Origin of the sequence: Actinopolymorpha sp. B9G3, assembly GCF_040120725.1 — a bacterium.
In the GTDB taxonomy this organism is placed as follows: Bacteria; Actinomycetota; Actinomycetes; order Propionibacteriales; family Actinopolymorphaceae; genus Thermasporomyces.
In genome coordinates this window covers 369,369-391,029 of sequence record NZ_JBEEAB010000003.1, presented here as the reverse complement: position 1 = coordinate 391,029, position 21,661 = coordinate 369,369, and the positions used below count along the sequence as shown (strand labels likewise).

Genomic DNA, 21,661 nt, shown 5'->3' with positions numbered 1-21,661 from the left:
AAACGACGACATCGAAGAGGCCGCAGAAATCCAAAGGCCCGCAACGGTCCTGGAAGCGCGCCTTGATCGTGGTAGTCGCAGCGCTGGTCGTCATCTCTCTCGGGCGATCGCTGATCCCGCTCGGCGGTTCTGGTCCCAGCCCGCTGAACATCACTGGGGGTGGCCGCGAGGGGACGACCACGAAGGAGCCTCCGGCCCAACAGCCGACCAAGATCGTCCAGTTCAACGGCAAGAAGGTCCCGATCGGGGAAGGGCCGGTCGCGGTCCTCAATCCCGGACTTGCACGGCCCGGCGGAAAGGTCGGGGTGAACGGCTCCGGGTTCGACCCGGGTGCCCGCGTCAACGTGATGCTGTCCAGCGGTAAGGGCCGGGCGACCATCATGGCCACCAAGAAGGCGAACAAGTACGGCGTCATCGACGCCGAGTTCACCTACCCCGTCGGAGCCGGCAACTCCGGCAAGAAGCAGTCGGTCACGTTGGCCCAGGTCGGCAGCACCAAGAAGGTCGCCAAGGCCGAACTGGTGGCACAGGCCGGCGTCGGCCTGGTGGAGCTCAGCGACCAGGTGGGCAAGCCCGGCACACCGCTCACGGTCGACGCGGACGGTTTCCTGCCCAACGAGAAGATCAACGTCTTCTGGGGACGCCTCACCGGCACGCCGTCCCAGGTGCTGCGCGCCGACCCGGACGGCAAGCTGCAACACGAGTCGCTCCGGGTCGGCGTCGGCGCCGTCGGCGACAACACCGTCATCCTGATGGGTGCGAAGAGCAAGACCACGGCGATGGCGCCGTTCCAACTGCTCAGGCAGTACCCCATGGTGCTGACCAAGCCGTTCAGCGCCCGCGCGACGGAGACGATCCACGTGACCGGCAAGGGCTTCGCCCCGAATGAGCGGGTCCTCGGCTACCTCGGTCAAGCCGGTGGCATGCCGGTCATGACGGTCCGGGCCGACGAGGACGGGTCGATCGGCAACATCGCCTTCAAGGTGCCGTTCGACCTGAAGGGCCGGCAGACGCTGATCTTCACCGGTGAACAGAGCCGGGCCTCGGCGAAGGCGGGCTTCCTGGCCCAGCAGTACATGCCGGTCGTCCGGGGCAGCACGTGGGGTGGCCTGCCTGGCACCGTCATGAACTTCTACGCCAAGGGGTTCGCGCCCAACGAGGCGGTCCACGTCTACGTCGGTGACGAGCTGGTCTCCGCGTTCCGCGTGGACTCGAAGGGCAAGGCGGTCGCCGCCGGCAAGTACATGATCCCGTCCGACGTCGAGAAGTCGGTCGAGTTCCAGATGATCGGCGCCCGCAGCGGCGGCGTCGGGAAGCTTTCGGTCAAGGTCGACAAGTCCGAAGGCATGGTGCAGATCCCGAAGCAGCCGAAGTACAAGCTGCCGAAGGACCTCCGGCGGTGACCTCGCCGCACCTGCGTACGCAAGCTGACTGGCACGGCCGGAGGGAGCGCGGCGATGACCGATGTCTTCGGACCCAACACGCGGGGGGTGATCCACCTGATCTCCCACCTGGGCGAGCTCGGCAGTCGGGAGATCGACAGCGTGGTCGATCTGTGGAAGCGGCGGCCGCGTGAGGATCGGGCCGCGGCCTGGGCGGCGATCGGTGCCGCGACGACGCTCACGGAACGGCGGGCGATCCTCGACGCGGCCGGGCTCGCCCGGAGGGAGGCGATGGCCGTGGCCCGCCGGCACGGCTCGACCGACTGGGCGTTCTGGGCGGCTGTCTGGGACGCCGCGGCCGGTGTGGCCGCCAGCGACCGGGTAGACGAGCACCACTACCAGACCCTGATCGGCCCCGTCGCGAGCGGCCTGCCGTGGCTTGCGTCACGGCAACCGGACCGCATGGAGGTCTCCGGACTGCAGGCAGCCATCACGCGGTACGGCGTTCCCCAGGGCTGGGGCGGATCCGGTGAGGTCGGCGGATCGGCCGAGGTCGGCCGAGCCGAAGACAGCGGAGGGGCCCGATGACCGAACCTTCGACGCGGGTCCTGATCGCCGACGACGACCGCGCCGTCCGCGACGCCCTCGCCGACCTGATCACCGGGCAGCCCGGCCTCGAGCTTGTCGGGGAGGCGGTGAGCCATCCGGATGTCGTCCGGCTGTCGGCGAGGGACCATCCGCGGGTCGTGGTCCTCGACGCGCGGATGCCAGGGGGCGATGCGCCCGCGACGATCCGTTCCATCCAGGACCGTACGCCGACCACGTCGGTTCTCGTGCTTTCCGCGTACGAAGATCCGAGTGCTGCGGTCGAGGTACTGGCGGCCGGAGCGACCGGCTACCTGGTCAAGGGCATCGCAGACGAGGAGATCATCGAGGGGATCGCCCGCGCCGCCCGCGGCCAGGTCAGCATCTCCCTGCCGCTCGCGAAGGAGTGTCTGAACCTGCTCCGCCGCGACCTGGAGACCGAGCGCCGGGCGAGCGCTGCGACCCTGCAGAGCGCGAACGTCCTACGCCAGCTCCTCGACCGGATCCGCGCCGCGTCCGTCCTGGTCGGCGCCAACGGCGCGATCGAGATGATCAACGCGCCGGTCCAGCAGCTGTTCGGTTACCGCCGGGCGGAGCTGATCGGTGAACCGATCACCAACCTGGTGCCGCTGTCCCGGGGCGGCGAGCCCGTCGACGAGCTGATCTACCGGCTGCTGAGCCGTGAACCTCCAGGGGAGTACGGACCGGAGGCGCATTTCACCGCCACCGGGCGTCGCAAGGACGGCGGGACGTTCCCCGTCGAGGTCTCGGCGAGCCTGATGCCCCACGGACAGCGCGGCGTCGCCGTCATCCTCCGCGACCTGAGCGAGCTGAGCCTGGCGGAGGCGAGGTACCAGCAGCTGTTCGAGGCCTCGCCGGATGCCACGGTGATCGTCGACGACTCCGGCACCATCAAGCTGGTCAGCGCAGCCGCGGAACGGCTGTTCGGCTATCCACGCGAGGACCTGCTCGAACGCACCGTCGACACGTTGCTCCCCGACCATCCGGTCACGATCTACCGGAAGGAGAGCGACGAGGTGCCGGCCGAGGACGGTGGCGTGGCGGCCCCGCTGGGATTCGAGCTGGTCGGCCGGCGGCGCGATGGCACCGAGGTCCCGGTCGACGTCAGCATCGGCCGGATCCGTACCGAGGAAGGCGTCCAGGTCGTCCTGTCGATCCGCGACATGACCGAGACCGCGGGGTCGCGAGCCGTCCTCGAACACAGCGTGGAGGTGTTGCGAGCGGCCGGGCAGGACCACCGCAACGTTCTCGTCGACCTGGTGGGCGCGCAGGAACGCGAGCGGCTCCGGATCGCCGCCGGCATCCACGACGACAGCCTGCAGGTCATCACCGCGGCGGCCCTTCGGCTGCAGCAGTTGCGCCGCCGGCTCAGTGACCCGGACGACCTGCGGGTGCTCACGAAGCTGGAGGAGACGATTCGGCTCGCGGCCGACCGTCTCCGCCGGATGATCTTCGACTTCCGCCCTCCAGCGCTGGAGCACGAGGGGCTGGTCGCGGCCCTCCGCGCCTATCTCGAGCAGCTCCGCGCCGAGACCGGGGTGGCGTACGAACTGGACAACCGACTCGAGGAGGAGCCGCCGACCCAGACCCGGGTGCTGATCTACCGGATCGCCCAGGACGCCCTGATGAACGTCCGCCTGCACGCCCAGGCGTCCCATGTGCTGGCGCGGCTGAGCGGCGTGGACGACGGTTGCCTGGTCGAGATCATCGACGACGGCGTCGGCTACGACCCGTTGGAGGCCGAGACCGAGCCCGGTCATCTCGGCCTCACCCTGATGCGCGACCGGGCCGAGATCGTGGGTGGCTGGTGCCGGATCGAGAGCGCACCCGGAGCCGGTACTACGGTGGAGTTCTGGGTCCCACGCGAGTCGGGGCTCGCCGGAGGCGCCACGTGAGCACATCGCCCGAACCTGGGCCGCCACCTGCACCTGGGCCGCCACCTGCACCTGGGCCGCCGCCTGACGCCGGGCCGCCCGACGCCATCATCTCGGTCCTCATCGTCGAGGACCACGCAGTGGTGGCCGAGGGCCTGGTGGCGCTCTTGGCCGAGCATCCCGACCTGCGGGTCCTCGGCTGGGCACCTACTGTCGCCGAGGCCACCCGGCTCGCCGCCGAGTCTCCTGTCGACGTCGCGGTCGTCGACTTCTGGCTTCCGGACGGCACCGGGGTCGACGCGGCGGCGGGCATTCGTACGTCCCGCCCGGATGCGGTCGTGATCTTCGTCAGCGCAGACGACAGCGACCAGGCCATGATGGCGGCGGTCGAGGCCGGCGCGTCCGGCTACCTCATCAAGACCGCCACCGGGCAGGAGATCGTCCAGGCGGTACGCCGGGCCGCCGACGGCGAGATGCTCATCCCCGCGCCCCGGCTCGCCGAACTCCTGGCGCGCAGCCGGGAGTCAGTACGACGGGAAGCCGACCGGGCGCAGCAGCTGGGAAGTCTCACCGCCCGCGAACGCGAGATCCTCGACCTGATGTCGAAGGGCCTGACCAACCGCGAGATCGCGGCCCAGCTGAGCATCGCCTATCCGACGGTACGCAGCCACGTCCGCAGGGTGCTGGAAAAGCTCCACGCCCGGTCCAAACTGGAAGCCGTCGTCAAGGCCGCATCGGCACAGGGCAGCGACCACTCGACCGACCCCGGTGATGACGCCGGACCGGGCCAGGCAGTGCCGCCGCCGGGCCCCTCCGGCACATCTGGCACATCTGGCCCATCTGGCCCATCTGGCCCATCTGGCCCATGATCTCAGTGCAGCTGAATCGCTGGACCCTCTGGTTCGGCGGTCTCGCGTTCTTCAGCTGCTACCTCGGGCAGACGGTGCTCGGCGTCGTTCAGCCGACGATCGCGGCGGAACTACGCCTGTCGTCGGCCGAAGCCCAGTGGGTCGTCAACTCCTTCTTCTTGACCCTGGCGCTGTTCGCGCCCGCTGGGGGGCGGCTCAGTGACTACTACGGGCACCGGAACGTGCTGCTGGTCGCCCTGTCGGTGTTCGCCCTGGGCTCGTTCTCCGCCGCGGTCTCCCAGGGCTTCTTCTGGCTGGTATCCAGCATTGCCGTCGCCGGCATCGGCGCCTCGACGCTCTACCCGGCGAGTGCGGCGATGATCGCCAACCGGGTCCCCCTCCGGAGCCGCGGCGACGCTCTCGGGAAGTACTCGGCGATCGGCGTGTCGGTCTTCGTGGTCGGGCCGCTGCTGGCCGGCGCATTGACCGAGGTGGTCAGCTGGCGGGCCCTGTTCGGCGTCCAGGCCGCGGTCGGCATCGGTCTGGTGCTGATGGGTTGGCAGAAGGTCGAGGACCGACCGGTCGGGGAGCCGGAGCGCTTCGACGTCCGGGGGCTCGTCGTCGTGATGTCAGGGCTCACCGCCCTGCTGGTCGCTCTGATGCAGGCACTCACCTGGGGCTGGGACTCGGCGGCGACGCTCGCCCTCGCCGGGTGCGGCGTCGTGGTGCTCGGCGCGTTCTGCCTTCTCGAGTTGCGTACGCCGCATCCGCAGCTCGACGTCGGTCTGCTGCGGCGCCGCGTGCTGTGCGGGATCGTGCTCGCGATGTTCACCGCCCAGTTCGTCATCACCGGCTACATCATCTACGCCGCCACCTACTTCCAGCACGTCCTGGGATACGGGCCGCTGCTTGCTGCCCTCGCGATCGTTCCCTCGATGCTCGCTGCCCCGGCATTCAACGTCATCGCCGGCCGGGCGACAGACCGAATAGGGGCCCGCCTGCCGGCGATCCTCGGGTACTTCGCGACCGCGGTCGCGTTCGGATGGCTGGCGGCCTTCCTTGACGAGAGGCGCTACATCCTGTTGCTGCCAGGGCTCCTGCTCCTCAGCACGTCGTTCTCCCCGATGTTCACGTCCCTGCTCACCGGGCTCAGCAACGCGGTCGCGGCGCAGGAGCGCGGCGACGCCAACGCGCTCGTCCTCACCGTGCGGTGGATCGGGGCGGCCGCCGGGACGATGGTGCTCGGGGTCATCATCCATGCGGGCAGCGAGTCCGCGAGGGTCCCGACGGCTCCGCCGTACCAGACGGCCTTCGTCGTCCTCAGCGCAGCCGCCCTGGTCGGCGGCCTCATCTGCATCCTGCTGCTCCGTGATCCGGCACCGGAGCAGCGGCCGATACACCACCACTTCAGGCCGCACTTCTGAGCCGTTCGCCTCGAGTGCTGCACCACTGACACCCGCGGCCACGCGGTCCGAGCTGGCGTGGGCGGGCGCACTCACCCGTCACCGCGGGTGCGACCACCTGGCAGGCTGACCCGCATGCCTCCGACCGCCCTCCTGCGAACCGTCGTTCTCGTCCTCGTCGGTGTCTCGGGGGCGAGCTTCGGCGCACTCGCCCTGATTCCACCGACACCACCTCACGACCTGGCATTCGGCCTCGTGCTGTGCGCGGGCGGCGTCCTGTTGACCTGGGTGGGTCTCACGTCTCGCCGGGTGGGCCGGATCGCGTGGCTGGCAACGGTTGTGGTCGCTTTAGCTGGCTTGTTCCTGAGCCTGTTGGTTGTCCGCGAGGACGTCTGTTGCATGTACGCCTACCATCGCGGGCTGGGCTTTCCGTGGGGCTGGCTGGACAGCGGCGCCACCGTCGCGACCCGGGCCGCGGTCGAGGAGTTACAGGCGAATCCCGGACAGTTGGCCACGCAGATCGACGTTGCCAAGATGGGGCTGGACACCGCGTTCTGGTGCTACGCCGCGGTGCTCCTCTGCATTCCCGCCAGCAGGATGCTCCAACGCCGACGGCCCAGTCCGAGGCGGCGTGGCGGTGCCCACGCACGGGTTGGCGGGCGTGGACTGTGAGACGACCCGAGCGCCCGCCGGCGTCAGCAGAAGGTCAGCGGCGAACAGCCTCGCGTCAGGCGATCACGAACCGCACCGTCGGCGCATACTGGCACCGGCCGAACCACATCACCTTCGCCATCGCCCACGCATGACCCGGCTCTGCGTCAGGGGGTACGACGACCGGGAAGTCGACGATCGTCCGCGCCCGCGCCGGCAGGCTGAAACCCGTCAGGGACTGGGGAATCGCGTGCCAGGTGCCCCACGGCGAGACGAGCTGGACCTCACCGCGGATCTCGTCGCGCGTCTGGTTGGTGAGCGTCACGGCGATCGTTGCGCGGGCGCCGGGACTGACCACGACCTCACGGTCCACGACATCGACGACCAGTCCGGTCCCACGGCCGGCCGTGGGATGGGAAGCCGCTCCACTCCCGTCCATCGGCGCCGCAACCCGGTCTGTCAGAACAGCGGTCTCGTCGGTCGGCATGGCGTCCACCGCCTCACCGGTTGAGGACCCGGACGCGGCTACGGACGTCCCTGCCGACGCCGGCACGCGGGAAGCGGGTGCGGACTCCGACCTCGGTTCGGGGATGGGTACGACGGAGTCGCGCCGGCGTCCCCGCTCGGCCGCGACAACGACAGTGGCGATGTCCTCGACAGGCGTACCGGCGTAGGAGATCTGGGCGGCAACGAAGTACGTCCCCTCCTCCGCATCCTCAGCCGGCGTCACCGTCGCCGCGAATCGCAGGTGCCCACCGGCGGGGAGCTCGTACGCCTGTTCCGCCGGATCGACCGTCCATCCCGCGGGCACTCGCATCCGTACGGCACTCTCATGGGCCGCGTCGCGCAGCTGGCTCGCGAGCACGACCTCGATCTCCAGCGGACCACCGTCGGTCCAGGGCAGTGAGCGCGGCGACACGGCAACGGTCACCGGTAGGTATCCCATCGGCGCCGGACCACGGTTGTGCAGCCAGTAACGGGCGTACTCGGCATGTGGCCGTTCGGCCGACGGCCCCAGCATCTCTGCGTCGGGTGTGCCAGGTGTGTCAGGTGTGGCGGCGTCCACCGGCATGGCCACGATGGTCGCCACCTCGAAGCCGGCGAGGTCGAGGCTGAGATCGGTCGGCTCGAGTGGGCGTTCGAGCAGGTTGGCCCGCCGCGCATCGGTGAGCCCGAGGGCACCGCCGATCGTGGCGCGGCGCCCGAGCCCGGTGCTCTCGGCCAGCCGCAGGGTGATCCCACGCACGGGATCCGAACCGCCGGCGCTCCCGGTCGCGATCGGGTTGCCGGTCGGCTTCACCGCGCTCAACAGGACCTCCCGCGCCGGTTCGATACGGACGAGCGAATGCCGCCCCGGCAGCCGCTCAGCACGAGGAACCGAGTGGGGAACCGTACGCGGCGCCCCTCGGGGCAGGGCGCGGGCGTGCAGTGGTGTGCAGTACTCCTGGCCGCGCGACGGCAGCGCCAACGCGCGCCAGTCGCCGTCACCGGCCACGAGGGCGTAGCAGAACTCGTGCGTCCACCGCTGCAGCTGGAACGCCGACCCGTCCGGTGCCGCCCGGCGCGGCGGATCGACCCAGACGCCGGACGGCCAACCGGTGCAGGACCGGAGCAGCGACAGGTGCAGCGCCCCCGTCGGGTCGACGGCGAACCCAGGCAACCCGTACGTCATCAGGGCGACGGTGGCATCGGTGAGCGGTTCCAGGGGGACGTCGAGCCCGACCGCCTCGATCGCCGCGTCGTCGAGGTCGGCGACGAGGCAGTCGACCGGGCCGACGGCGAGCAGTGCGGGCAGGGCCCGGACGTCGCGCAGGTCGGCGTTCGGCCGCCACACCGCCCGCAGCGGCTGCTCGGGCGGTACCCACAACAGCACCCGTCCGGTCGCCTCGAGCTGCCGGTCGAACTCGGCGGAGTACTTCGCGTCGCACCGGGCCAGCAGCTCCCGCGCGATGGCGTTCTCGTCCGGGCCGCCGAGGACGATCCGGAAGTCAGGCAGGTTGGAGTCGACCGACAGCCATCCGTACCTCGCCCACTGCGCACCGGATGTCGTCGCGGTGACGCCGACGCGGGCGAGAGCGACGACCAGGTCGCGGGCGCTGGCGGCGGCACCGACCTGACCGACGACCACCTCGGCGACGCCGAGCGCCCGGTCGCCGAGCCGGTTGCCGTCGGGGTCGACCAGCGAGACCCGTGCGGTCGAACCCAGTCCGAACCACGTGTGGGCGGGATTGTCGAGCGTCCACGGCGCTTCGGCCGCGTCGACGTCGGGCATGCCGAAACCGCGTCCCACGACCGCCGCCGCGACCCCCGACATCGGCAACGCCCCCGGCAGGTCGACCGGGAACCTCACCCGCAGCAGCTTGTCCGCGCCGCGATGGTCGAGCACCCTTGTCCGGAAGTCGACGCGATCCACCCCGTGCCACAGGGTCACGGTCTGCTCGAAGGACAGCACGTCCAGCGTTCCGGTCGTCACGAGGCGCTCACCCAACGGCCCGATCTCCCGGCGGACCGTGGCGGGCGTGGTCGCCGACCCGACCACCGGACCGCGCGGAATGAGGTGGCGCGGTCCTTCGCCGAAGTCGGGATGGGTGGCGTACTCGTCGTAGAGCAGCAACTCGTTGCCGACCCCGCGCAGCAGCTCCCGACCGCTGTCGAGGTCGACGAGCGAGGTCAGTCCGCCGCCGCGGTCCGGGTCGGCGCGGAGTCGGTAGCGGTGGTTGGCGATGGGGTGGGTTGGTGGGCCGGTCGCGGTCCATGCCGGCGTCGCGGGAGGGCCACCGTGGATGAGCCGGTACGTACGCCAGCCGAGAGCCGGTACGCCGTCGGCGCGGAAGACCAGCGTGCCCCGGTCCCGCACGGACGGCACGTCCGCTCCGGCGTCGTCGACCAGCCTTCCCGGCGGGCACCCGACGACCTGGGCGAGTTCGGAGCGGTCGAAGCCGAGCGTGTTCACGACGACGACCGGCGTACTTTCGCGTTCTCCTGAAGGCTTTTCGGCGGGGCCGGTGTCGATCCGGGTCAGGAGCGCGTCGAGGGCGGTGTCGCGGCACGCGGTCGCCAGGTCGTACGCCTCCCGCCAGCCCGCGAGCAGGTCGATGTAGACCTGGTCCGACTCCGACCCGGTGATGGCGTCCTGGTGCGCGCCGTACGCGAGCTGCCGCCACACCTTGTCCAGCGCGGCATCGGGATAGCGGCCGAGGCCGAGCAGCGCCGCCAGAGTCGCGAGCTTCTCCGCGTCGATGACGGCGATCTCCGCCGCGCGCTGCGCCTGCTTGGTGTCGATGTACGACACGTCCTTGCCGGTGTAGATCGGGTTCATGTCCCGCGTCTGCGGACTCGGCCGCCGGCCCGTCGCGTACATCTCGGTGCGTACGGCGTCGAGGAAGTCGCGCGGCGTCCCGCAGACGAACCGCGGCCAGACGTACCTCGCGTTCCACGAGCGGTGGATCGCGGTCACCCACTTGTTCGGCGGGGCGTAGTCGGTGCCGACCGGCAGCATCAGGTGCCGGGTCGCCGCGACCGGCTTGAGGATCCGGTACATCGCGTAGACGGCGAGCTCTGCATCGGCGAGGGTGGCCGCCGAGTTCATCCACCATCCGGCGGAGTAGTGGTTCGGCATGTAGTGGGTGAGCACGCCGCGACCGCTCGGCGAGATCCACTCGAACTCCGACGGAAACTGCATCGCCGACGCGTCGGCGCGGGCCATGCCGAAGTTCTTCTGGACCGGCCCCCACTGGTGGTACGGCCCACGGGCCCAGGCGCTGCCGGTCAGGCCGGCGTCGGCGAGGTACCCCGGCAGCTGGGGGTCGTGGCCGAAGACGTCGAGCTGCCAGGCCGTCGTCGGGTCGCCGCGCAGGATGTCACGCTGGTAGCCGATGCCGTAGACGATGTTGCGGATCGTCGTCTCCGCACAGCTGAGGTTCGTACTCGGCTCGGTGTACGTACCACCGACAAGTTCGACGCGGCCCTCCGCGAGAAGCTTCCGCAGGTCGGCCCTACGTTCGGGCTGCGTGTCGAGATAGGGCTTCAGATAGTCGATCTCGGCGAGGACGAACGTGTAGTCCGGGTCGCGGAGCGCCAGGTCGATGTGGGCGTCGACGAGTGCGAACCCGTTCCGCTCCCAGGGTCGGGGCGGCGAAGCGTCACCCGGCAACCCGTCCACGGGGATCTCGGCGGAGCTGCTCGGCGAGTTCCACCAGACCGGGTCATAGTGGAAATGCGAGACCAGGTACATCGTGTAGCCGGGCCTCTCGACCGTGACCGTGGTGTCGAGGCTGGTGTCGCCGACCGTGACCGTCACCGGGACGGTGTTGCCAGGTGGCACATCCGGAAGGTCCAGCCCGACTTCGACAACCACCACGCCCACGCCAGCCGGGACCATGGCCGTGCCGGTGACGCCATCGCCCCTGACGCTCAACCGGATCGGCTCCACGAGCGTGCGGCTGAGCGTCACGCGAAGGACCTGGCGTGGCGCGTCCGGCGTACCGACGAACAGATCCGTGGACTCGGCCGCGGCGAGCTGGAACGGCACGGGCACCCCTCCGACGCTGCTGTCGCACTCGCCCGAATCGCGCTGATCGGGTCACGTTCACCCGCGAGGTCGAGGCGGTAGCAGCTCGAAGTTACTGCATTCTCACGCAGCGTCCGGGCGGTTTACGCTCTGTCCGCCTTGTCCAGCAGGTCCGGGATCTCCTGGCGCGCGAACCACATCAGCTCGTGGGCGCCCGCCTCGTCGACGATGAACGAGGCGTCCTGATCACCTGCGTCAGCTTCGACCACGGCGTCCGCCGCCGCGCGTACGGCATCCATCGCCTCGCGGTCGTCGACGTGGACAGCTTCGATCGCCTCCAGGGGCAGTGCCGCGTTGATCGTCACCGCCGCGCGCCCTTCCGCCGGATTGGCGGACACCATGCCGTCAGGCGCCTCAGCCGCCACCACCGTCCGGCGCCGTGGGGCGTCGGGATCGAACCGCAGCTGGTGTAGGGAACCGCGCGCGGCAGCGGCCATCGCCGCGTACTCCAGCTCCTCCTGGTCGCCTTCGGCGTACCACTCCCGCAGCGTCGGCGTCACCGCGTAGGCAAGCGTGGGTGGCCCGAAACCGCCCTGCGCCACCGCGTCGGCCAGCTGGGTGAGGGTCATCCCGAGGTACACGCGCATCCTGTCGTCCTTCGTGCGGTCCGGTGCCTGCTCTCCGCCGGCATCCCTCTGACGCGGGACGCTGGTCCCTCGCATCCCGCACCCAGGACGCTATCGCTCGTCGCGCCGCCGACTCGCCGCGCCGCCGGAGCGACCACCCCGGCCCTTGCCATTGCCGCTGTTGCCACCACGCTTGCCACCGTTGGACGCGCCGCCCCGCTCGCCCTCGCTGGACTTGCTGGCCGGGCCGCCACTCTTGCGGCCGCCGTTATGCCCGGAGGTACGTCCGTCCGGAGAACGCCGGACCGTGGCCTGTCCAAGCCGAGCTCGGCGCATCCCGCGCACCGTCGCACGGCTGGTACGCATCGACGTCTCCAGGACCTCCAGTCGGCGATGCTCGTCCATCGGGTTGGTGCCGAGTGCCACCAGGTCCTCTGCCGACGGCGCGATGATCGTGACCTGAGTGCCCTCCGCCCGCAGGTGCTCGACCTCGCGGTTGAGCTGGCGGGTCAGCGCCCGGCGCCAGTGCTGCAGCATCCACAGCGACGGCCCCATCGAGTTCGGTGACGCCAGCCAGGCCAGCGGGGCGACGACGTAGACCTCGTCGAGCCGATGACCCGCGATCAGGTCGGCGGAGGCGATCGAGGTGGTACCGCCGTCGACATAGACCCGGCCGTCGATCTCGACCGGTGCGAACCAGCCCGGGATGGCGCACGAGGCGGCGACCGCCTGCGCCGGCACAATCAGGCCGTCGCCCTCCGGCCGGCCCAGCGCGACCCGCCCGCCCGCGTCATAGTCCATCGCCACCGTCTGCAGACGCGGATGCTTCGGCCAGTCCGGGAGGATCTGCTCGATGAGTTCGGCAAGTGCCTGGACCGAACCCCGGCCACGGGGAACCAGGCCCGCCAGGACGACCGGAGCGCTCAGCAGCCGCCGATCGCGTACGACAGCGGCGAGGAGTCGCGCGGACCCCACGCCGGGCCACGGAGCGGGCGGGCGGCCGCCCAGCGCGTAGTCGAACTCCACCTCCGCGAGCGGGCTCCCGTCGAGCACCTCGCCGCGCTGGTGGGCACGCTGCTCGTGCGGTGAGACACCTGCCGCGAGCAGCGCGGCCACCACAGATCCCGCGGACGTACCGAGAAGAGCATCGACCTTCGTCGCGTCGAGGCCGATTTCCTCCTCGAGGGCACAAAGCGCGCCAATCATCCAGGCCGCACCCAGGACACCGCCCGCGCCGAGTACCAGTCCGCGTCGCGGGCTACTCATGGCGTCCTCCTCACCGTCGGCTCAGAGTCCTCCTGCCTCTCAGTGTGCCGTGCCTTTGCGACGCTGTGCCGGACGTTTGCCCGCCCGGGACTTCTTGGGGGCCTGTTCAGCCGCATCAACCAACTCAGCAAGGGCATCCGGGATGCACTGCGCAAGGACGTCAAGGTCGGACATGGCGACACGATCCGCGTTGAGGCCAAAGTAAACTGCCCCGTTGTACGACGTGAGTCCGATAGCGAGCGCCTGTCCCTTGGCGAGCGGAACGACCGGATAGGTCGAGACCATCGTGGCCCCGCCCACGTAGAGCGGCGTCTGTGGCCCCGGAACGTTCGTGACCACCAGGTTGAAGATCCGCCGGGACAGCGAGCTCGCGACCCGGGCGCCCAGCGCGTGCAGCGTCGGCGGGGCGAAGCCGGCCATCCCGGCAAGGGTCCGCGCGCGCACCGCCCGGCCGGTCTCCTGATGCGCCCTCATGGCGTAGGACACCTGGTGCATGCGCATGGTCGGGCTACCCTCGCCGACCGGCAGGTCGACGAGGTACTCGGCGACCCGGTTCGGCCCCTCACCGGTGAGCACGCTGACGGGAACGAGCGCGCGCACCGACATGTTGGCGGCCACTCTCACCCCTCGGGTGAAGAGCCAGGCGCGCAGTGCCCCGGCGACGGTCGCGAGGATCGCGTCGTTGACGTCCCCGCCGAGGCGTGCCCGGATACCGCGGTAGTCGTCCAGCCGGGTCTCCACCGTGGCGAATCTGCGCTGGGCACCGATCGGCACGTTCAACGGACTCCCCGGCGCGGGACTGGCCGCCGTCCGCATGGCGGCCGCCACGCTGCCGACCGCTCCGCCGACGGTCCGGGCGACCCAGCCGCCGGCCACGGGCAGGTCCGACACGGCGCGGCGGGCCGACTCGACGAGATCCCCCGGCCGGTGAACGGCGTCGACCACCGCTCCCGCGAGCAGCTCCAGCGCTGACGGCTCCATGGCGGGCACCCAGCCGTCAGCGGGACCGTCCGGCGCCCCGGGCGAGACGTCCAGCACCACCTGCCCGATGTCGACCGCGGCCACCCCGTCGATCACCGCCTGGTGGGTCTTGGACAAGAGCGCGAACCGGCCGTCCTCGAGACCCTCGACGAAGTACATCTCCCACAGCGGACGGGACCGGTCCAGTGGCCGGCTCATGATCCGTGCGACGAGCTCCCGAAGCTGCTGCGGGGTCCCTGGGCGCGGCACCGCGGACTGGCGTACGTGGTAGGTGAGGTCGAAGTCCTCGTCGTCCACCCAGACCGGATTGGCGAAGTTCCCCGGCACCGACTTGAGGCGCTGCCGGTAGCGGGGTACGTAGGCCAGCCGCTCCCGCACCACGGCGAGCAGGCGGTCGACGTCGAACCCGCCCTCCGGCGGCTCGAACAGTTCCACACTGCCCACGTGCATCGGCGTCGTCGGCTCCTCCAGATAGAGGAACGACATGTCCAACGCACTCAGCCGGTCCGGCATCCCGCGTACCTCCCTGGAGGGGCTCTTACACAGTCCGCGTACGGTGAGTCGCCCGAGGTGTCCCGAATTTCGTACCGTACCTGTCGGAGGACTCGACTTATGCCCGCCCGCGCCCGACTGATGCCTGCTCTCGTCGCCGGAGTCCTCGTCGTGTTCGGCTTGGTCGGCGGGTGTGCCGGCGGGTCTGGTGGAACCGGATCATCAGACAGTACGCCGCCGCCGGTCAAGCGGCTCAGCGTCAAGGTCGCCGACGGTGAGGTGTCGCCCAACGCCGCCCGGGTGGAGGTGGCCAACGGCACACCGATCGAGATCACGGTCACCAGCGACGTCGCGGACCGGCTGCACGTGCACGGATACGACGAGGAGGTCGCGGTCGAGCCGGACAAGCCGGGCACACTGGAGTTCGTCGCCGACGAGGCCGGCCGGTTCGAGATCGAGCTGCACGACGGCGACCGGCTCGTCTACCAGCTCATCGTCCTCCCGTGACGCCCATACTCGGCAGCACTGTCGGAGGCAGCGTCGGCGTCGGTCACGGCGTCGGTCACGGCGTCGGTCAGGGCGGCACGATCCTGGCGCACGGGATCGGCGGACGTGGCGACCTTCCCGTACCTTTCTCGCTCGCGCTGGCCGGCGCGGCGGCCGCCCTCGTCGTGTCGTTCGTCATCCTGGCCTGGTCGTGGCCGGCGCCACGCTTCGACAACCGCGAAACGGGACGGGTGTTGCCTCTCGCCCTGACGCGGGTGGTCGACGCCGGCGTCTTCCGGTTGGCGCTCCGGGTGCTCGGCCTCCTGGCGACTGCGTACGTCGGTGTCGCGGCCATCTTCGGGCCCGACCTGCTGGTCAACCCCACGTTCGGCGTTGTCTACGTCCTGCTCTGGGTCGGGCTTGTCCCGCTGTCGGTGGTGTTCGGCCCGGTGTGGAGGTACCTCAACCCCCTGCGGCCCCTCCATCTGCTGCTCGCGCGGCTGCTCCAGGTTCCGCCGGTCGAGGGCCTGATTCCCCTGCCGGCCCGGCTGGGCGCCTGGCCGGCAGCCGTCGGGCTGTTCGCGTTCGTGTGGCTCGAACTGGTCGCTCCCGACGCCACGTCCCTCGCCGTGCTCCGGATGTGGGTCACCGCGTACGTCGTCCTGTCACTGCTCCTCGCCGTCGTGTACGGGGCCCGGTGGTTCGACCGGGGCGATCCGTTCGAGGCGTACTCGACGTTGTTCGGTCATCTCTCGCCCTTCGCCCGGCGCCCCTCGGACGGACGGCTGGTGCTTCGCAATCCCCTCGCGCACCTCGCCGGGTTGGGTACCGGACCCGGATCGGTCGCGGTGGTGGCCATCCTGTTGGGTTCCACGGCGTACGACGGGTTCTCCCAGAGCACGACATGGATCGGGTTCGTTCAGGGTTCGGGGATTCCGGAGGTACTCGCGGGCACGGGCGCGCTGGCGGGGTCCATCCTCGTGGCCGCCGGATCCTTCTGGCTGGCGACGGTGCTTGCCGGGGGCCTGGCGGGAGGCGGAGCGAGCGAACGCACGTCGTCGGCGCCACGGCTGCGGTCCGAGCTGCCCGGAGCGTTCGCCGGTTCGGTCGTACCGATCGTGCTCGGCTACCTGATCGCCCACTACTTCACGCTGCTGGTCCTCGAAGGGCAGCAGACATTCATCTATCTGTCGGATCCGCTGGCGAACGGCGCAAACCTGCTTGGCCTTGCCGGACGCGACGTCGACCCGTCGCTCGCCAACAACCCTCAGTTGGTGGCAGGGGTGAAAGTCGGCGCCGTCGTCGTCGGCCACGTTCTCGGTGTGATCGCCGCCCACGACCGAGCGGTCGCGCTCTTTCCCCGACGGACGGCCCTGCTGGGACAGATCCCCCTGCTGGTCGTGATGGTCTGCTACACCCTCGCCGGGTTGACCCTTCTCTTCGCCACCTAGCTGGCGGGACCCTAGGCCTTCTTCCGCCTGCGCTGACGGGGAAGCGTGATTCCCATGAGGTCGGCCGCGAAGTTTCGCAGCGGCAACCGGGCGGGCGATTTGGGCGCCACCTCGGCCAAGGACCTGCCCTGGGCGATCGCGGTGTCGAACGAGAACCGGTCGTAGGGCACGCAGACCACCGCGTCCACACCGGCGTACCTCCGCAACGCGTCCCTGATCTGGCCCTCGGCGTCACCACCGACCGGTCCCTTGCGGACGCTGTTGACCACGACCCTGACCGCCACGCCAGGCACCGCCTCGCGGAGTTCCTCCAGCCCACGGATCAGTCGCTGCAACCCGATCGGGTCGGCCGCACCGACGGCGATGACGGTGGTGGCGCGTTCGATCGTCGTGAGCGTCGCGCCGTTACGGCGCGGCGCTGCGGTGTCGAAGGAGATCTCCTCGTCCTGCTCCAGGCAGAACCCGCAGTCGACGACGGTCGCGGCGGCCAGTTGCCGAGCCAGGTCCCAGACCTGCTCGAGCGCCGAGGCCCGGAGCTCAGGCCAACGGTCGGCCCGCTGGATCCCGGTGAGCACCCGAAGCCGGGGCAGCACCTGCCGGGCGTGCCGGGCGAGGCCGGCCAGGTCGAGTGAGCCGCTGTTGGCCGACCGGCATGCCGCCGCCAGGCCGGGCGCCTCGTCGAGCAGTCCCAGTGCCTGCGCGACCACACCGCCGTAGACATCGGCGTCGGCGAGCAACGTCGGTACGCCGAACGTCGAGAGCTCGGTCGCCAGCGTCAGCGCCACCGTCGTACGCCCCGGCGCTCCCGCCGGCCCCCACACGGCGAGCAACTGGCCGGTACCCGTGCCCGTCTCCGGAGTGACTCCGACGTCCTGCATCGGCGGCAGTGACGGCATAGCACCCCACGGGTTGGAGACCGCAAAGTCCGGCTCCGGTGCGCGGCCATGGGCGTGCGCGATCTCCACCGACTCGGCGACCGCGCCCGCAAGGACGTCGGCGGGCGCGTCAGCGGGGACCACCTTGGCGATGCCGATCCGGTGCAGACGTTCCTCGCCCTCGGTGTCGCCTGGCGACACCACACCGACGACGGCGACACCGCCCGCGATCAGCCGAGCGACTGCCTCGCGGTCGAGTCGGCGCAGGTCGGCTGAGAGCAGGACCGCTCTGGCCTGGCCCGACTGCGCAGTGGCGAGAAGGTCGGGCAGGTCGACGCACCGGCGTACGACGTCAAGACCGAGCGAGCTCCGCTCCAGCGCGGAGACCAGGTCGGACTCCCATCGCGCACCGGTGACGGCTGTCAGGACTGGGAGGGACACGATCCCACCTCGGCTCTCACGATCTCACTTCGGCTCTGGGGCTACATGTTTGACGACGACCGCCTTCGCGTTGGCCGCGTGCGCCACCAGATCCTCGAGGGACATCCCACCGCTTTCCTTGTCGCGAGCCAGCCGGATGGTCGCGCTCGACTCACCACCACTGATGCCATCGCCCTCGGGGATGTTGACCACGATGATGTCCGTCGCGCCGACGACGGCCGCCTTGGGTGGGAACGCGTCGTCCTCGGAGGCGACGAAGTAGACGTCGACCCGATCGCCCGCGCGCAAGGACTTCGGCAGCAGACTCGGCAGCACGGGGATGGGCGCATCCTCCAGCTGACGGTCAGGGTCGTCTGTCCAGGAGTCACGAGGAAGGAACTCCTCCCCGCCGACGGAACGGAGCATCCGCGCGCCCTCCGGGATCTCCTCCCGGGCCGACACGTAGCGGTCCGCGTCCTCCTGGCTCGTGAACTGCACCTTCTTCGCGACGAGTGCATCCTGGGTGAGTGGCATGGCCGGCTCGAGCCTGACGTCTTCCCTCAACGCCCAGATCTCGACCGTCTGGTCGGCAGCTGCGACGACCCTTGCTCCCAACACCATCGAGACGAGCACCAGCAGGATGCCGAGGAACAACTTGGGATCGAGCCAGCGAGGTCGCGATTGCCGAGTGGCCTTGGGGGACGGCACATCCGACAAGGTCTTCCTCCGGATTCGCAGGGTCGTGGTCGTTTCGTGGCCTAAAGGCGTCGAGACACAGTACGACACCATGCGTGACAGGTGCGCGGTCCGGCCACATCGGGCCGCCGAGCCCGCCAGGAGCCTTCACGGAACGTTCTGCTAGATATACGTTCCGCGTTCACGTCGCTGGAGACGTAGCCGCGACCCGCCCCAGGGTCCTGTGGACAACCGAACGCAACCACAAGCAAACGCGTGGCAGACTGGCTACGCACCACGTTCGGAAGGAGCTCCCCTTGCCCGTCACGCCGAGGTTCTTGCAGTTGGCCGATGTTGCGGACGTCCTCAACATCTCAGCCGCGCAAGCCTATGCCTTGGTCCGCAGCGGCGAGCTCCCCGCGATCAAGATCGGCGGCCGCGGCCAGTGGAGGGTGGAGGCCGCCGCGCTCGAGAAGTACATCGAGCGCATGTACTCCGAAACCCGTGACTTCATCTCCGCCCACCCCTACGGCAAGGCGGACGAGTTCTAGCCCCGTACGACATCCTGGGCGTGCGCGGGTTCAGCACCCAGCTGCCTCGGTGGACGAGAGCCTCCGCGCACGTAGACCCTCACGACCTGCGTACGAACGAGACGCCGGCGAACGGCACGGTCCGGATGCCCCGAATGTCCCTCGTCCGCCGGATCTCCGCCTGGCCGTGCTCGGCCATCTCGAAGAAGTCCGCACCCACCCGGTCGATCGTCCCGGTGACCGCCGTCGCGTCGCGGAGCGCCACCAACACCGCCGCCCGGTCGCGGGCGATCCCGCGGAGCGCGTAGCCCAGCGTGAGCCTCGCTGCGACCTTGCCTTCGCTGCCGGGCGCGGCGGTGAGACCGCCGAGCCCGGTCAGGCCGGTGATGGCGTCCAGCGGGATCAGGGCTTCGAGACGGTGCTCTTCGGCGACCAGGAGCCAGTCGGCGCCGACACCGGCAACCGTCCCCGCGAGCTTGCCGCCGCCCAGGGTGAAGACGGTGACGGGATGCCCGAACGTCGGTCGCAACCGGTCGACCAGCCGGAAGCGCGCGACCTCGCGCCGGGTCCGGTCGGCCAGCTCCGAGGTGAGCTCGGCGGCCTCGAGCTCCGCCATCTGAGCATCCAGATCTTCGAAAAGACTCTCCCAGCGCACCGGGCCACCGTACTGGTCCACGCCGACCCGTCAGACGGCCCCAGGCATCCAGCCACAGGCAAATGAATGCAAACGCAGCCAATCGCATGCGTCATGTGGACCTCGGTCGCTTCCCGCTGTTACGCAAGTCTTCGCGGAGCTGAAAATGGGGACTGGCTTTGAACCACCCACACTGGTTCCTGCGTCCAACCAACCATGGGACAAACGCAGTCGATCCGGCATCTTTGCTGGTCAGAGAGCATCTCTAGGACGCCGGCACCGACAGCGTCGCACGTCGTACGACCGCAGCCGGGTTGACAGCGCCGCTAACAGCAGAGTATGAAAGCAAACGCAAGCAAACGAAGGATCTGGAGGCGAAGCCATGAGGATCGTCCGTCGAGTGCTCTCCCCGGTCGGGGTGCTCCTTGCATTCGTCGGCGGCGGATGGGCGCTTCGCTGGCTGACAGCCGGTAGCTGGACCGCGGTCCAGGGCCCCAATCCGACCTTCGACGCGCTTCTCGTCCTCCTCGTCGCTGTGCTCGCGTGGGCCTGCTTCGCCTGGCTCGCGCTCGGCACTCTGCTGATGGCCCTCTCGGTGATTCCTGGAGCACTCGGAGCAGCCTGCGGGTCACTCGCGGAGCGACTCACGCCCGCCGTCTACCGTCGGGCCGCCCGGGTCGCGCTCGGCCTCTCGGTCGCCGCAGGACCGATCCTCGGGGCTCTTCCAGCCAACGCGGCAACGGTCGACCAGCCGACGCAGGCGGCCGCGGCGGCGCAACTCCTCCCCGGTCTCGACCGGCCGGGCACGTTCGGCGGTCAGGTCGAACAGCAACTCCCGAGCGGCGCCCAGCTCCCAGGCCTTGACCGGCCGGGCGGTATGGACCGGCCAGGCGGTGGCGACGTCCTCGACCAACTCCCGATGCCGGACCGGCCGGTCTCCGACCAGGGTGCCGGGCAGTCCGGGCTGCCCAATCCGGATCGCCCGATCTCCCGGGATCCGGTGACCCGCCCCGCTGTCCGTCATGTCGACGACCAGCACCAGGTCGTCGTCAAGCGCGGCGACAACCTCTGGAACATCGCCAAGGCGAGCCTTCCCGACGGTGCCAGCAGCGCCGAGATCAACCGCGAATGGCACCGGTGGTACGAAGCCAACCGCCAGGTCATCGGGGACAACCCCGACCTGATCCTGCCGGGCCAGATCCTCACACCACCGCAGCGATGACCATGCCGTACGCATCAAACCAGCACCTCGACCACCAGCAGCAGACACAGCTCAGTAGGACATCTCGAACCGGGGGAATCCACCGATGACTGCCACCCAGACCATGCCGCGGCCAAGGACCCAGCCCGACGTCCACCGGCTTCCCCGCCGGATCCCCGGGCCCGCCACCGAGCCGCCCTACGACGACGAGCGTGGCTTCGACACCGACGGCCAGCTCACCGACGGCGCACTCGCGCTGGACATCTCCGCCAGCACGATGGTTGCCGAACCGGCCGTCGAGGAGCTCAGCGTCGCCCGCCACCTCCGCGTCGTGCAGGGGCCTGGCTCGAAGCGCCCGTCAGAGGACCCGTTCTTCGCACCACAGCCGACACCACGTGGCGCGCTCCCCGACCCGAAGTCGTGGTGCGGTCGGTTCGTTCAGGCCCTGATCGAGGTGCTCACCGGCGACCGTCCGTCCGCGCAGCTGCTGCGCTGGACCAACGAACGTGTCTACGCCGACGTCGTGGCGCGAGTACGCGCACTCGGCGGGGCACCGGTCACCGTCCGCGGCGGCCGTGGTCGGGTCCTCGTCCGGTCGGTCCACATCTGCGAGCCGCGCGACGGCGTGGCTGAGGCGGCTATCCACGTCAAGCACGGCGGACGTTCGCGGGCGGTCGCGGTCCGGGTCGAAGGACTCGACGGCCGCTGGCGGTGCACCGCGCTGCGGCTCGGCTGAGGTCCCGGTCGGCG

18 protein-coding genes are annotated in these 21,661 nt (G+C 70.1%); 11 read left to right on the top strand and 7 right to left on the bottom strand.

Going from position 1 to position 21,661, the window contains the following annotated elements; all coding sequences use genetic code 11:
- The first annotated feature begins 62 nt into the window (after positions 1 to 62).
- From ABNF93_RS07970 to ABNF93_RS07945, 6 genes are all read left to right on the top strand, one after another.
- On the top strand, positions 63 to 1,403 hold the full coding sequence (locus ABNF93_RS07970; RefSeq protein WP_349327097.1) for a hypothetical protein: 1,341 nt from the start codon (positions 63 to 65) through the stop codon (positions 1,401 to 1,403).
- 54 nt (positions 1,404 to 1,457) lie between these two features.
- Positions 1,458 to 1,970, top strand: a complete 513-nt coding sequence (locus ABNF93_RS07965; protein WP_349327096.1) for a hypothetical protein — start codon at positions 1,458 to 1,460, stop codon at positions 1,968 to 1,970.
- The gene (locus ABNF93_RS07960) at positions 1,967 to 3,883 is read left to right on the top strand and encodes a PAS domain S-box protein (RefSeq protein ID WP_349327094.1); all 1,917 of its coding nucleotides are present in this window, start codon (positions 1,967 to 1,969) and stop codon (positions 3,881 to 3,883) included. The genes ABNF93_RS07965 and ABNF93_RS07960 overlap by 4 nt, the downstream gene beginning before the upstream one ends.
- The gene (locus ABNF93_RS07955) at positions 3,880 to 4,731 is read left to right on the top strand and encodes a response regulator (RefSeq protein ID WP_349327093.1); all 852 of its coding nucleotides are present in this window, start codon (positions 3,880 to 3,882) and stop codon (positions 4,729 to 4,731) included. The genes ABNF93_RS07960 and ABNF93_RS07955 overlap by 4 nt, the downstream gene beginning before the upstream one ends.
- Positions 4,728 to 6,134: an MFS transporter gene (locus ABNF93_RS07950; RefSeq protein WP_349327091.1), complete on the top strand. Its 1,407-nt coding sequence runs from the start codon at positions 4,728 to 4,730 to the stop codon at positions 6,132 to 6,134. Before ABNF93_RS07955 ends, ABNF93_RS07950 begins: the two co-directional genes overlap by 4 nt.
- Before the next feature lie 114 nt (positions 6,135 to 6,248).
- Positions 6,249 to 6,785: a hypothetical protein gene (locus ABNF93_RS07945; RefSeq protein ID WP_349327090.1), complete on the top strand. Its 537-nt coding sequence runs from the start codon at positions 6,249 to 6,251 to the stop codon at positions 6,783 to 6,785.
- Positions 6,786 to 6,840: 55 nt separating this feature from the next.
- Here the strand turns inward: ABNF93_RS07945 and ABNF93_RS07940 are convergent, their stop codons facing one another.
- The 4 genes from ABNF93_RS07940 to ABNF93_RS07925 form a co-directional block, all read right to left on the bottom strand.
- Positions 6,841 to 11,301, bottom strand: a complete 4,461-nt coding sequence (locus tag ABNF93_RS07940) for a glycoside hydrolase family 38 N-terminal domain-containing protein (protein WP_349327089.1) — start codon at positions 11,299 to 11,301, stop codon at positions 6,841 to 6,843.
- A gap of 116 nt (positions 11,302 to 11,417) precedes the next feature.
- Complete coding sequence (locus tag ABNF93_RS07935; RefSeq protein WP_349327087.1) at positions 11,418 to 11,921, bottom strand: DUF6912 family protein; 504 nt, start codon at positions 11,919 to 11,921, stop codon at positions 11,418 to 11,420.
- Between the two features lie 90 nt (positions 11,922 to 12,011).
- Positions 12,012 to 13,166: a patatin-like phospholipase family protein gene (locus ABNF93_RS07930; protein ID WP_349327085.1), complete on the bottom strand. Its 1,155-nt coding sequence runs from the start codon at positions 13,164 to 13,166 to the stop codon at positions 12,012 to 12,014.
- 39 nt (positions 13,167 to 13,205) lie between these two features.
- Positions 13,206 to 14,660: a WS/DGAT/MGAT family O-acyltransferase gene (locus ABNF93_RS07925; RefSeq protein ID WP_349327084.1), complete on the bottom strand. Its 1,455-nt coding sequence runs from the start codon at positions 14,658 to 14,660 to the stop codon at positions 13,206 to 13,208.
- A 99-nt stretch (positions 14,661 to 14,759) separates the two neighbouring features.
- Here ABNF93_RS07925 and ABNF93_RS07920 point away from each other — a divergent pair, with 99 nt between their 5' ends.
- On the top strand, positions 14,760 to 15,146 hold the full coding sequence (locus tag ABNF93_RS07920; protein WP_349327082.1) for a cupredoxin domain-containing protein: 387 nt from the start codon (positions 14,760 to 14,762) through the stop codon (positions 15,144 to 15,146).
- Positions 15,143 to 16,576, top strand: coding sequence for a hypothetical protein (locus ABNF93_RS07915; protein WP_349327081.1), 1,434 nt, complete (start codon positions 15,143 to 15,145; stop codon positions 16,574 to 16,576). Before ABNF93_RS07920 ends, ABNF93_RS07915 begins: the two co-directional genes overlap by 4 nt.
- A gap of 11 nt (positions 16,577 to 16,587) precedes the next feature.
- Here the strand turns inward: ABNF93_RS07915 and ABNF93_RS07910 are convergent, their stop codons facing one another.
- Together ABNF93_RS07910 and ABNF93_RS07905 are read right to left on the bottom strand one after the other, a co-directional pair.
- Positions 16,588 to 17,892, bottom strand: coding sequence for a CpaE/TadZ family protein (locus ABNF93_RS07910; protein ID WP_349327080.1), 1,305 nt, complete (start codon positions 17,890 to 17,892; stop codon positions 16,588 to 16,590).
- A 24-nt stretch (positions 17,893 to 17,916) separates the two neighbouring features.
- Positions 17,917 to 18,525, bottom strand: coding sequence for a hypothetical protein (locus tag ABNF93_RS07905; protein WP_349327079.1), 609 nt, complete (start codon positions 18,523 to 18,525; stop codon positions 17,917 to 17,919).
- Between the two features lie 338 nt (positions 18,526 to 18,863).
- On the opposite strand from ABNF93_RS07905, the gene ABNF93_RS07900 reads away from it, so the two are divergent.
- Positions 18,864 to 19,097: a helix-turn-helix domain-containing protein gene (locus ABNF93_RS07900; RefSeq protein WP_349327078.1), complete on the top strand. Its 234-nt coding sequence runs from the start codon at positions 18,864 to 18,866 to the stop codon at positions 19,095 to 19,097.
- 79 nt (positions 19,098 to 19,176) lie between these two features.
- On the opposite strand, the gene ABNF93_RS07895 is transcribed toward ABNF93_RS07900, so the two are convergent.
- Positions 19,177 to 19,692 carry a hypothetical protein gene (locus tag ABNF93_RS07895; RefSeq protein WP_349327077.1) on the bottom strand — a complete coding sequence of 172 codons (516 nt, stop codon included), beginning with the start codon at positions 19,690 to 19,692 and terminating at the stop codon, positions 19,177 to 19,179.
- 400 nt (positions 19,693 to 20,092) lie between these two features.
- Here ABNF93_RS07895 and ABNF93_RS07890 point away from each other — a divergent pair, with 400 nt between their 5' ends.
- Both ABNF93_RS07890 and ABNF93_RS07885 read left to right on the top strand, forming a co-directional pair.
- A complete protein-coding gene (locus tag ABNF93_RS07890; protein ID WP_349327076.1) occupies positions 20,093 to 20,932 on the top strand; it encodes a LysM peptidoglycan-binding domain-containing protein in 840 nt (279 codons plus the stop codon).
- An 85-nt stretch (positions 20,933 to 21,017) separates the two neighbouring features.
- On the top strand, positions 21,018 to 21,647 hold the full coding sequence (locus ABNF93_RS07885; RefSeq protein ID WP_349327075.1) for an Rv3235 family protein: 630 nt from the start codon (positions 21,018 to 21,020) through the stop codon (positions 21,645 to 21,647).
- Positions 21,648 to 21,661: the final 14 nt, after the last annotated feature.